Origin of the sequence: Stenotrophomonas sp. Y6, from assembly GCF_022436665.1 — a bacterium.
In the GTDB taxonomy this organism is placed as follows: domain Bacteria; phylum Pseudomonadota; class Gammaproteobacteria; order Xanthomonadales; family Xanthomonadaceae; genus Stenotrophomonas; species Stenotrophomonas acidaminiphila_A.
In genome coordinates this window covers 73,438-85,830 of record NZ_JAKUKB010000010.1, presented here as the reverse complement: position 1 = coordinate 85,830, position 12,393 = coordinate 73,438, and the positions used below count along the sequence as shown (strand labels likewise).

Here is a 12,393-nt window from a genome sequence, read left to right as displayed (position 1 = left end):
ACCACCTCTTGCAACATCAACTGCTCCCAGCAATTTGACGGATCAATCTTGTGAGTCACCCCTGGCGAGCACAAACAGATGCCGTTTGGCGCGTGTTGCCGCAACGTGCAGTAGACAACGTTCGGAAACCTCCGTGTCGTCTGTGACACCGACATCTTCATCATGGCTGAACTGCTCGGCATACTGCCTGGCACCGCGATAGCCGGCCAGGATGACGATGTCGAACTCCAGTCCCTTGACGCGATGCATGGTGGCCAGTCGAACGCCTGTTTCCGCAGGATCATCCGTCGTGCCGTGATCCAGCCTGAGACAAGCTATACCGCGTTGCCGCAAGGCTAGCGCCAATGCATCAAGATCTTCATTGGTGCGGGCCGTGACGCAGATGCGCCGGGCCTCGATATCATCGGCTTTGCCATGTTCAACTACAGACAGGATGTGCTCCACGTCCTGTTGCAAGGAAGCGGATGGAAGGACTTCCGGCAAGTCGCCGTGGGTCAATGAGCGATAGCCGCGCAAGCTGTCGATGTTTCCATCCAGGTCGTCGATCTCGATACCTTCCAACTGCGCGCAGGCCCAACGTCGAATCTCATCGGTGGTCCGGTAGTTGACCTTGAGGGTACGGCTGCGACCTCTTACCTCGATCCCCACCTGTCCAAGCGTCACCTTGTGGCGATAGATGCGCTGGTGGGCATCGCCGACGATGAACAAATCATTCTCGGCCTTGGGCACGGCCGCGCGAATCAGGGTGTAGGCAGCGGCGCTGATGTCCTGCGCCTCATCCACCACCATGGCGCGAATGCCCAGTTGCGGCTTTTCCTGCAGTATCAGTTGGCAGGCTTCCCTGAAGGCTTCTTCCGGCTCGCGAATGTTGGCCGCGTGCAATTGCGCCCGATATTCGGCAAACACCGGCCACAAGGCCTTGCGCTGCAAACGGCCCAATTGCCCGCCACGTCCGATGCGACGGGCGCGCATGTAATCCTCCGCCGTTTCGCAACCTTGGGGCAGGATCACGCGCTCGTACTCCGCCCTCAGGAAATCGGCGCTGTAGGCAGAACCTGCGGGCAGCGCGGACAAGGCGGCTTGCCAGAAGCCACGCCGCTGTTTCTCGTCATAAAGCAGCGCGTAGGGATAGCCGAAGCGGCGCAGCAGGCCTGACGCCCATTGATCCAGGTTGACCACCTGAATTTTGGCCAATTCTTGAGGTGAGCACAGCAGAGACAGGTTGTGACGGATGTCTTCGGCCAGCGTGCGAGTAAAGGTGGTGAAGATAATCGGGCGCCCCGGAAGGTCTGCGTATTGCTTGGCCAACCACCTTGCCCTATGCATGGCCACCACCGTCTTGCCGGTGCCAGCGCCGCCGGTGACCTTGACGGGACCGCTCTTGTTGCCTTCCACCAGTTTGCGTTGGCTCGGATGCAGGAACACACGCCAGCGCTCCAGAGGAGCGGCCAGTAGAGCGTCCAGATCACTGTCATCGGTGAGCACAACAAAATGACGACGTGTGCTGTCGCGCGTCAACGCCGCGCCAAAATCTTGGGGGTCAACCGTTTCGGCGGGTGCCCGCTCGGCCAGTATCTTGTCCAGCGGCTCGCCGGCGGCAAACAGATACAGGGCCTCGAAGGCTTCATCCGGCAACTGCGCTTCGAGGGCCTCCAGGTCGGCTTCCGATACAGCCGCTCGCACGGCTGCCAGCCGTTCCTCCGGCACACCCAGCTTGCGGATCTCCCGGTCACGCAAATCCGCAAACAAGCCCTCGCTCGGGGAGGCTTCGGTCTGGGCTACCTCATCATTATTGGTCAGGGATTGCGTTTCCTGTACCGCATAGACTTGCAGGCTGCCCACGTCCGGGTGAATCGCGACGCGGTGGCGCTTGGCCCATTGATAAGCATCGTCGTGACGATCCACCCACAACAGGCAGTACACATCGCCTGTTTCCGGTTTGAGGATGATGCCGCGCAGGTTGTCGTTGATGCGCACCGAGCGCATGTTGGCATCGGCGGCATCATTGATGCGCTCGTAGTTGATGCTGCTGGCCAGCGGGTTCTGGCGAAACTTGGCGACGAAGGTCAGCACCGCCTGTTGGTTCTGGCGCGGAATCCTGGCGAACGATTTCAGAAAGTCGTCCGACATGGCGATCTTGGGGGAAAGTGCCATTTCAATGTTCCTTCAAGCTATCCAGAAGCGCCTGGGCTGGCGCATCCTCGGTTGCGATATGGATCGTCCAGCCTTCTGCCTCGAAGCGGGACGCATCGGCCTGGTAATCGGCCAGCAGCACGGCGATCTTCAGGCTGACCCAGGCCAGCTCTGCCTCCGCCAGTACCCGGCCGCGTCCGTCGATCAATTCGAAACCGACTTCCGGCAGCGGTGCTCCTGCATGCGCCAATGCAAGCAACCATGCCTGCACATCCGGGCTGGCCAACTCCAGTGCCGTTTGCCAATGACTGTCGAACGTCTGCTCTGCTTGGCGCAGTGCAGGGCTGGCCTGGAAGCTAGGCAGGCCAGCCATCTCGTCATGGCCTGCCCAAAGATGGCGCAAGGGCAACAGCAGGTTCAGGCACTGCCAGAGATGGCGCCAGCGCCGTTGAAGATCGACCTCCGGTACACCGTCCGGTTGCCATTGCACCAGTACGACGGGCTCTGCGGGTGATGCTGCCTGGCCGGTCATCCATTGCTGCAACTGCTCCGGCGACAGACCGACCAGCCATTGCACCGCAGTGCTCCAGGTGCGATGGCCCCAGCGGTGCGTACGGGTGTCGGGCAACAAGCCATAATCGTCGAGCCGACAACGGAAGGCGCCTTGCTTGAAGCCTTGCAAGGCGGCGTCATCCCCAGGTGGCACCAACATGGCCGCACCCAGGACGCCGGCGAGGCGGCTCAAGACATCGTGCCGTTCCGCTGTCAACCGACGATGCAGCTGCAGGAAAGGTGACAAGCGGTGGAAGGCCGCCAACGAGGCGATCCCCTGAGCCTCGCATAGACGTATGACTACCTGATCGGCAGGCCCGAGCAACAATTCGTCCCAGGCTGTGGAATCCGGGGCCGGTTCGGCACGCAGAGCCGCGTCAATGTCGTCCCAGGTCAGCGTCCAGACAGCGAACCGCCCGCTCTTGGCTACCGCCATGCGCTTGGCCAAGTCTTCGGCCACGATTTGCTTGTGGTACTGCCAGCCATCAGTGAATACCGCGACGGGCAAATCGTCCACGCCGTCGTCTGGCCAGAAAACGAAGTCCGGTTTGCATGGTACGACGACCCCGTCGCGTTCTCCCAGCGTCACCTGCAGCTCCAGACGCCAGCGGCGACTTCCTGCCTGGACCAGGTATCCATGCTTGCCGCCGATGAGTTTGTCCTTGAGTGTAAAAGTCAAGCCAGCATGCTCGCGCCGCAGTGCCTCAAGGAATCGTTTCTCCAGTGTGCTTTCCAGCAGGCTGTTGTCCGTTTGCTGGGAAAGGTTGCTGACGGGCTTCAGCTCTGTGCGGTGCTCCAGGATCTGTGCCAACAGCTTCTGCGCCACCGTGCGCGAGATGGCTTGGCGTTCATGGCTGTTGCGATAGCGGTACATGCACCGATAGCAGCCGTCGGCAGTATCGTCCTGGTTGCAGGTGCAGGTGTTCAATGCAGTAGCCGCCTGACTGAATACTTGGAACAGCGGGGCTGGGTCGCGCATCAGTTCCTTCAAGTAGCCGGTGCCGCCCGGCACACTGTCGTAGATCACCAGATAGGTCCGCGCCGACTCCGAGTCGGCCGCCATCCGTACGTCGGTCGCGATGCGCAGGTGCGCCACCGCCCCCTTGAAGCGTTTGCTCAGTCCCAGCTCCAGCGCGGAGATGAAGCTCAGCAAGGCTTCCTTGGATTCGGCAAATCCGACCTCGGGCAGGAACAGACGGATGCCTTCGCTGGCGAATTCCCGGTACAGGAAGATGCATTGCTGGGTGCTGGCCTCGGGTGTTTTGCGGCGTGAGCACCAGGGGGCATGGTTGCGATACAGCTCTTCGGCCTTGCGGCGGCGCTGCAGCGTGCCGCACTCAGGGCAAATAGCGAAGCCCGGCCGGCTGAGTTCTTCGCCCGCGATGGTCATCGGCGTGGCATCCACCGTCTGCTCGCCGAAGTTCACCTCGCGGAATGTCACCCGGTCAAGGAATTCGAACCCGAACGGGAAACTGGGGTCGTCGATCGCGAACGCCTGGCGCACCGCTTCCGGCGGACTATCCACCAGCGCCTGGCGCACGTAGAAACCACGTGTGCGCTCGTCTGAGTCATCGGCGATCCGGCTTTCTCGGTCCAGCGTGCGCGCGAACACCGTGGTCAGGCGCAGCATTTCATGGACCCGCCCGGTGTCGCGCCACTGGCCATCGCCGCAACGTGGGCATTGCTGGTGACGGTCGCCCGCCGACAAGGGTTCGGCATAGGAGCACTGGCGGCACAGGCGCCAGGCCTCTGGTTTGACGCGGGAAACATCTACCTGGTTGATGACCACCCGGCGGCCTTCGGCATAGAAGGTGTTGTTGGGCGCCAGCTCGGTGATGGCGGTTGCGCCGGGGCGCTCGTATTCGAAGGTCAATGGCTCGGCAGGCAGTCCTTCCCGGCGGGTGTCGCGCACGATGATCGAGCGCAGCAGCACGCCCTGTTCGGGGAAGGCATAGTTGGGCAGCAGGCCTTCGTCGGTGAAGACGTTCAGGGTGGCCTTGCCCTCGATGCCACCGATCAGGCGCGCCAATGCCGCACGTTCCTGGCGCAGGGTTTTCAGCTCTTCCTCCTGTTCCTCGCCGCGCACCGGAAGCTGCTCCAGCTTCTCCACCTCCTTGGCGGTTTTCTCGCGCAGACGCTTGATCTGTGCCACATCCCGGGCGATACCCTGCAACTTGCTGATGATCTTGAAGGTCAGGGAGCTTTCCTCGTCCTGCCGACCATTGACGAACCGTGTCAGCCTCTGCCGGGTGGCTTCGGTCAGGATCTGCCCGCCGCCTTGCTGGAATAGCGTCAGGAAGCGATCCAGCAAGCTGGCCCGGTTTGCCTCGACATACTCCAGCCAGGGGAAGGGGAATCGCGTCGTCGCACCGTTGTCCACCGCGCTGAGCACCATGCGGATTTCCTGCGGAATCGAAGCGCTACGACCCCGTTCGCGCACCCAGCAATCCAGCGTGAACGCCGTCAACTGGCGCTCCAGCACCGCCGAGGCGTTGAGGAACACACCCGGTGCCGGCACGCTGCCGGCGATCATTTCCTTGGGATCGGCCCAGAAATACAGGTCGTGCGGTTTGCTGGCCGCCATGGTCAGCAACAAGGCATTGCCAGTGCTGCGTCCCGCGCGTCCCGCGCGCTGGATGTAGTTGGCCTGCTGTGGCGGCACGGAACATTGCAGCACTGCCGACAGGTCGCCGATGTCGATCCCCATCTCCAGCGTCGGCGTGGCCGAGAGCACATTGATGCTGCCAGGAGCCTGGCTATCGGACTTGAAGCTGCGCTCCACCCGCTCACGCGTACCGCGTGGCAGCAAGCCGGTGTGTTCGTGAGCGACCACGCGCTGGATGTCCGCACGCAGATACAGGCTGCGGTAATAGTCGGCATCGTCTTTCGCCAACGTTTCCAGATGCCCTCGGCAGCCGGGGTGCCGGCAAGGCTGCCCGGCAAGCGAAACTTCAGTCCCGGTGCGCCATTCGCTGCGGCAGGTGTCGCAACGCCAGGCGCGACTGCCCAAGGAAACCAGAAAAGCGCCAGGCTCCAGTCCCCACACGCGAATCTCCGGCTTGCCGTCTGCCTGTTCAGCGCCGAGCAAACCCGCCTCGGCCAGCGCCTCGAATGCCAGCTGATACAGCGCCGGCAGCAAACTGTCAGCGCCCAGAGCCAACGCATGCAGCGGTTTCAGTGCCTTGAAGGCCCAGGCGCGATACCACTTAGCATGGCTGCCCAACACACCGACGCAGCGCTGGTAATCGACCAGGCTTACGAAGCGTGGCGGACGCGGGCCGGACAGCATTTGGAACTGCACCGGATTGCGCTTGTAGACCCAAGGTCGGTTGCCGACCTGTGCATAGAAATGCAGGCCAGAGTCGCGCCAGGCTCCCAGCCGCTGCATGGATTGCACGATGCCTTGCAGGAATACCGCCAGGGCATCCGCCGGCACATCTGCCAGCGGTTCCAACGTGGCCTGCAGGCGTGGCAGCATCCACTGCACGGCCGATGTCAGTGCCTGCGGTGGCGGTTCCACGCTGGCGGTGCCGGTGACGGTCAGGCTGCGGCCGATATGGGCGTCCTGGCCGAACTCTGCATTCAGCACCCACGGCAGGATGCGACGCAGATCCTGCGGCAACTCGCTATTGGCTGGCAGCGACCCTTCGCTCATCAGCGTTTCAAAATCCCGAAGCCAATGCAGTTGCGGCGGCAGGAAGTTGGCCAGGTAATGGCCCTGCCCCATCGCGGGCAGCCAGTGATCTTCGAAGGCCTGCGGCAACTGCGCCAGCGTCAGCGGTTTCCCGGTCTGCTGCGCTGCGGCGATGACCTGGGCCACCGCTGGGCGCAAGTTCAAGCGCCAGGTCCGGGCCGCCAGGAAGCCCGCACGGTGCGCCGCATCCTGCACCGAATCGGAAAACGCGATCAGCTTCTTGTCCGGGTTGAAACGTGAACCGAACAGTTGCGCCAGCATCACCGCCGCCAGGCTGGCCGCTTGCGAACCGACGATCGACAGCGTCTTGTGCCCGCCGCAGTACGGGCAGTCGTGATGGGAACGGGTATAGCGGGCACCGTTGCGCATGCCTTCGCGCAGGTTGGCGGTCACATCGACATCCACCAGCACGACCGGGTCCTCGGCACAGTCGCAGTGCGTCTGCCCCAGCGCATGCAGGGTGCCGCAGCGCGGGCAGACCCTCTTGTGCTCGAACACCTTCGGATCCGCGTTTTCGCCATGAGGGAACAGAAAGCGGGTGCTGACATCCTCGGCGAAGAAGGCGCTGTAGAACTGCTGGATGTCCTGGTTGAACTGGTTCGGGCTGGTCCTGGGCAAGGTCGCACCCCAGCCGGTGGCGTGGCAGTCGCGGCAGTGGATCACCGGCAACCAGACCTGTGCTTGCTCGGGCTTGCCCAGGTCATCGTGATGGGTCAGTCGAGGCGGATTCTCCAGCGAAGCCACCATGCGGCGCAGCTCGCGCAGCCAGAGTTCCACCTTGACCTGCAGGAAGAAGGCCGTGTCCTGTTCGCCGCGCACCGCGTCGAGTGACACACCGCGAGGCTGGCGCGCGTGCGCCACCAGCGCCAGCAGGCTGGCCAGCCACAGCAACGGATAGCGGGCGTCGGCATGGGGTGGCAGGCGGCGCGCCAGTACCGCCAGCAGATCGTCCAGCGCCACGGCACGCGGCCCCAGGCGCTCCATGTCGCGCAACAGGTTCTGGAAGGCGAAATGGCTTTTCAGCATCCCGCCCAAGCGACAGCGCCAGCCCGCATCGTCCACTTGTTCGGCGCTGCATGGGGTGCCGAACCACAGTGGCACCTGGGCCGCCAGCCAGGACTGCAGGTCGTCATGGCCTGCCGGATCCAGCACCGACACGGCGTCCGGCGGCGGAGACTGGGTGAACTCCACCACAGCATCCGCCAGATAATCCGCCACCGGCTCGCGGTCTTCGGCGATTACGGCGTGCTCATCCAGCGTCTCGCCGAAGATCTGGCCTGCAAACGCCAGTAAATCCTGTTCGCCATCGCTGCCCAGCGTGGCCGAGGTGCCCACGCACACCAGTTGCCCCGGTGGCGTCTCCAGCCGACCCTTGAGGCGGCGGATCAGGCAGGCCAGATCCGTGCCCTGGGCACCGTCGAAGGTATGCAGCTCATCGACCACCAGATAGCGCAGCGTATCCGGCCGCTGGCGCGCCCACAGCGGCGTATCGGCGGCACGGATCAGCAGGAAATCCAGCATCTTGTAGTTGGTCAGCAGGATATCCGGCGGGTTTTCGCGCAGCGCGTTGCGGTCGGTGATGATCGAGAAGCCGCCATCGGCCAATTGCTGCACACGGGAGGACTCCTCGGCTGGAGCCTCGCCCACGTACAGGCCCGCGCGGATACCGGCCAGGGCGGGTGTGCGCAGGATCTCCTTGGCCAGGCGGCTGGCCTGGTCCGAGGCCAGCGCGTTCATCGGGTACAGGATGATGGCCTTGATGCCCGACCGGCCCAGTTCCCGTTGTTCGCGGCAGTGCTCCAGGATCGGATAGAGGAAGCACTCGGTCTTGCCCGAACCGGTGCCGGTGGCCACCAGGGTCGATCGAGCCTGCTCTCCGGTCAGGCGGGCGAATGCCCGGCCCTGGTGAGCATGGGGGACGAAGCCCGGCGGTAGCCACCCGAACGCGGGCTGGCCCCTATCGGCCTGCTTGCGGAACGGCAGCGGCAACGTCAGATACGGCCCCTTGAACACCCGGTCGCGGTCGGCCAGGAAGCGCTGGATCAGGCCATCGAAGCCCTGCGTGGTCGCCGGGAAGGCGGCGCGCAGGAAGTCGGCGACGCCCTGGGTGATCTGCTGGGAGACGATCAGGGGTTGCATACGGCGTCCGCTTTTCTCAGACCGGTTTCATTCATCACCCGACTCCACCACACGCTCAACCGTGGCATAGGCTTGATGCGGGTGCTTCTCGGTTTCGGGGTACTTCAGGGCAAGCCGCCCTTCATCTCGCAAGGGACGCAGGTAGGTGCGGCGCAATTCCTTAGTGTCGCGGCGTCCAAGCACCTGGCACAACTCGGCCACGGTGTAGGGGCGCAGAGCGCACAGCGTCAGGATCAGCTCACGAACCTCAGCCTGGCGAGGTTTCGGGCCGGCCGCCGCAATTCTTGCTTGTAGCTCGGGGGGAATATCGGCGAGAACATGGGGGGATTCCGGAAATCCCCCCATGCTTGACGGTGAATCCCCCCCTCCTCCGTCCATCGATTCCACGGGGATTCCCAGCGGCAGCTCTGCTTGGCTGGCCTCCCCAACAGCCGTCTGCCGCTCGGCATCGGCCAACACATAATAAGTGCGGCTGCCGGCACCTTGCTTTTCCAACAGGCCCCGGTCTCGCAGCCGGCGCAGGACCAGGCTGGCCGCCAGCGTATCCAGCCCACAGAAATCCCGGCAGGCCGTGTTGTCCACGGCCCCCGTGGCGCGGGTGTAGATCAGTACCTTGGCCTCATCGGCACTGGCCGCCGGGCCGGCGAACCCCCGCAACCAGGCATGGTCGTCCTCGGTCAGCAGGTTGTGCAGGAACAGCGTGAGCCGGAACTCGTTGGCCTGCCGGTCGGAATGGAATTCGGGCAAGGGCAAGCCTGCCTCGGCGGCCAGGCGGCGCATGGCGCGGATGCCGGTGCCCTTGGCCTCGGCCAGGTGCAGGTCGTGCAGCACGGCGGCAATGGCCGGGTTGCGCAGGCGCGAGCCCGGCGTACCCAACTGCGCGGGCTCCTTGAGCGAATAGCCGACGTTGCGGATTTCGATGCGGTTGCTGTAACGGATGATCTGGGTCGGGCTGTGCACGGTATAGCTGCGGTGCATGGCGGCATTGGCCAGTGCCTCGCGGATCACCTTGCGCGGCAGGATCGGCTCCTGCACGCTGTGCAACTGCCCTTCGGGCAGACGAAAACCCTTGGGCAACTCGTCGATGATGCTGGCCTCGGCCTGCGGCAACGCCAGCAGCAGCGGCTTGCGGATGTCGATGGACTGGAAGCGGTTTTCAGGGTCTTCCACCCATTCGTTGCCCGGCACGCGGATGTAGTCGATGCGCACCGTGGGCAGCAGCCGGCGCAGGGCCAATGGCTTGCCGAACAGCACGATGCCGGCAAGTGTCGGCTGCAATCGACCGTCCAAGCGGCGCAACGCGCCCAGGGCTTCGAGCAGGTCCTCGTCAGCGTAATCCAGTTCCTCGGCTTGGGGGTTGATGCGGGCACGTTCGCGCCGATAGGCCGCTACGGCGGTCGGGTCGAAGTCGTCCAACCGGGCATCGGGCAGGATGCTGGAGTCTGGCCCGTGCAGCGGCTGGCTTTCGCCGCGCAGCACCCACAGGTCTTCATCCACGCAATGCTGGTCGCTGGAGCCGATGCGGCGATAAGCACCACGCGGCAAGCCGGTGGCTTTTAGGTAGACGGGCTTCTGCGTGACATCGGCCTCGGGCACGTACACCACCAGCACCGTCTTGCCGTCCACGGTCTCGGTCTGCATCTCCGGCCTCAAAACGACATTGAGCCCGGACGCACACTGGCTAGCCAGGTCGCGCTGGACCTTGTCGGGGTCTGGCAGGCCGGCGGCACGGTACACCGTATCGCCCTTGTCGTTGACGAACCAGTCCGCGCCCAGCAGCAGATAGCCGCCCTCCAGCCCAGGCTCATTGGCGAAGGCGATGACCGTCTGCATCACGGATTTGCCCAGTTCGCTGGCGCGCTTGGCCTCGATGCGGGTGGACTCATCGACCGAGTTGAGTTCTTCGAAGAGGTCGGTGGCGTTACGCATCCGCCTCCCCCATCAATTGTTCGGCATAACGCGCCACGATATGGCCGAAATCCGGGAGATGGCCATCGGCATCGGGCCGCTTGTAACCTTCTCGCAGACGATTCAGTTCGTCCGTGCTGGCGTTCTCCAGAAAATCGTTGTCGAACACACCTTGCAGAACTGCTGCCCGGCGGTCGTTCAGGAACTCGATATCCAGTTTCAGAAAGTTGCACATATAGGCGGCGTTGTCATTTTCCGGGATGATTTGTCCGTCCAACGTGTAGCGGAATTGCTGTTCACAGCCAGGGGTCGTCGGACTTATTGCAAGCGCCTCATCAAAGGCATTGCCCTTGGCATGGCCGCAATGCAAGGGCGTTCCCGGACTGGTTTCACGAATGCAGGAGGCATGCAGGTTGTCGTAGCTCAATACCCTGTCTGGATAGTGCTCCTGCGGGCGAAAATGTTCGATATGGCTATGCGCCTGCTCGATGCTGCGACCGCAATAGCAGCACACCCAGCCTTGCTCGCTCAGCAAGGCTTCTTGCAGTTGCGCCTTCTCCGGGTTCTGCAAATCGGCATAGGTCGGCTGCCAATCATCATTGGCCTGGGCTTTCCATCGTTCGAAGCTCTCCGGCGCTTCCTGCTTTTGCACATGCTTCATCGCCCGATCACCTCCTTGCGGCGGATCAGGGCGTCGGCACGGCCTAACTCGGGGATTTGCGGCGCCGATTCTTTCAGCTCATCCAGTAAGCGCTTGGCCTCGGTCAGCTGATTAGTCTCGATTTTCACGAACAGTTGCTTGAGCTTTTCTTCCACTTCCAGGTTACGGGAGGATGCCCCCATGATTTCTTCCAGCACCTGGCTGGAGTCCAGCCCATAGCTGACCTGCGGCTGGGAAGTCCCCCCCTCTCGCAACAGGATGATTTCTTCCGGTTGCAGTTCGCCCAGTACCTGGGGCGAATGGCTGGTGGCAATGAATTGGACGGACGGAAATGCGGCCTTCAGTCCATTGACGATACGGCGCTGCCAGCGGGGATGCAGATGCACGTCCAGTTCGTCGATCAGCACTACACCCGGCGTTTTGTGGATTACATCTTTACCCAGTTGCGGGTTGAGCAGGCAGATGCGTCGGGCAATATCCGCCACCAGGCAGATCACCGCGCGCTGGCCGTCGCTGAGGTGATCGAAGGAAATGGTTTTCTGCTCGTCACCTTCTGCCTGTTGCCAACTCACCAGCAAGCTTTTCTGCTGCATGTCGTAGCGCAGATCGCCAATGCCTTCGATAGCCGCGGTCAATGCGGTATTGACCAGCGCCAGTTCGTCATCGTCGATCTCATGGAAGCGCTTGCCTGTCTCGGACGAGCGTTGATAACGCTCCAGGCACTTGCCGATTACCCAATGCTGCAAGGCAGAGACATTAATAGCCGCATCCCACCATTGTTGGTAGCCATCGTGGCGGGAGGGTTTTTCCATGGCGGCCTGCATCACCTGACTGCGCTCAGCGAGCCATCGGCGGTTGGCGCGGTAGAAGGTAACCACCGGTAGGACTATATGTCCCTGAGTCGGTTGGCTATTCCCTTTGCCCTGAATGAGATCACGCAGTGGAGACCTTCCTTCAAAAGAAAGTTGTGCAACATCGCTCGCTTTTTTTACTGTGATGGTGAAGTCGTTTTCTACTGCACGCCCTTCAGTTTTTACCGTTACGGGAAACAGTGGCTCGAAGCGATAACGCCCCTCTGTATGCACGGCACTGACATACGCATAATCCACTTCCTTGAAGACATGAGGAATAAGGTTCGGAACGCCCATTAACAAACCTGCTAACCCCTCAGAAATCCCCTTCAAGAGCGACGTTTTACCACTGCCATTGATACCGGCCACCACATTGAAGTTGGTACTGAATTTCACACTCAGATCTTGGTGAGCGCGGTAGTTCTGTAAATGGATCGAGGTCAGTTTCATGGTGT

General features: G+C 62.5%; 5 protein-coding genes. All 5 read right to left on the bottom strand.

Features of this window, described 5'->3' with window-relative positions; all coding sequences use genetic code 11:
- Positions 1 to 42: 42 nt before the first annotated feature.
- The 5 genes from MKP15_RS13260 to MKP15_RS13240 are packed head-to-tail and all read right to left on the bottom strand — an operon-like array spanning position 43 to position 12,388.
- The gene (locus MKP15_RS13260; protein ID WP_240213015.1) at positions 43 to 2,154 is read right to left on the bottom strand and encodes a UvrD-helicase domain-containing protein; all 2,112 of its coding nucleotides are present in this window, start codon (positions 2,152 to 2,154) and stop codon (positions 43 to 45) included.
- Position 2,155: 1 nt separating this feature from the next.
- Entirely contained in the window at positions 2,156 to 8,518 is a 6,363-nt protein-coding gene (locus MKP15_RS13255; protein ID WP_240213013.1) for a DEAD/DEAH box helicase, read from the bottom strand.
- Between the two features lie 27 nt (positions 8,519 to 8,545).
- Positions 8,546 to 10,447 (bottom strand): ATP-binding protein, encoded by a 1,902-nt coding sequence (locus MKP15_RS13250; RefSeq protein ID WP_240213012.1) that lies wholly within the window; start codon positions 10,445 to 10,447, stop codon positions 8,546 to 8,548.
- Positions 10,440 to 11,087 carry a retron system putative HNH endonuclease gene (locus tag MKP15_RS13245; RefSeq protein WP_240213011.1) on the bottom strand — a complete coding sequence of 216 codons (648 nt, stop codon included), beginning with the start codon at positions 11,085 to 11,087 and terminating at the stop codon, positions 10,440 to 10,442. Before MKP15_RS13245 ends, MKP15_RS13250 begins: the two co-directional genes overlap by 8 nt.
- Entirely contained in the window at positions 11,084 to 12,388 is a 1,305-nt protein-coding gene (locus tag MKP15_RS13240) for an AAA family ATPase (RefSeq protein ID WP_240213010.1), read from the bottom strand. Before MKP15_RS13240 ends, MKP15_RS13245 begins: the two co-directional genes overlap by 4 nt.
- Positions 12,389 to 12,393 lie beyond the last annotated feature (5 nt).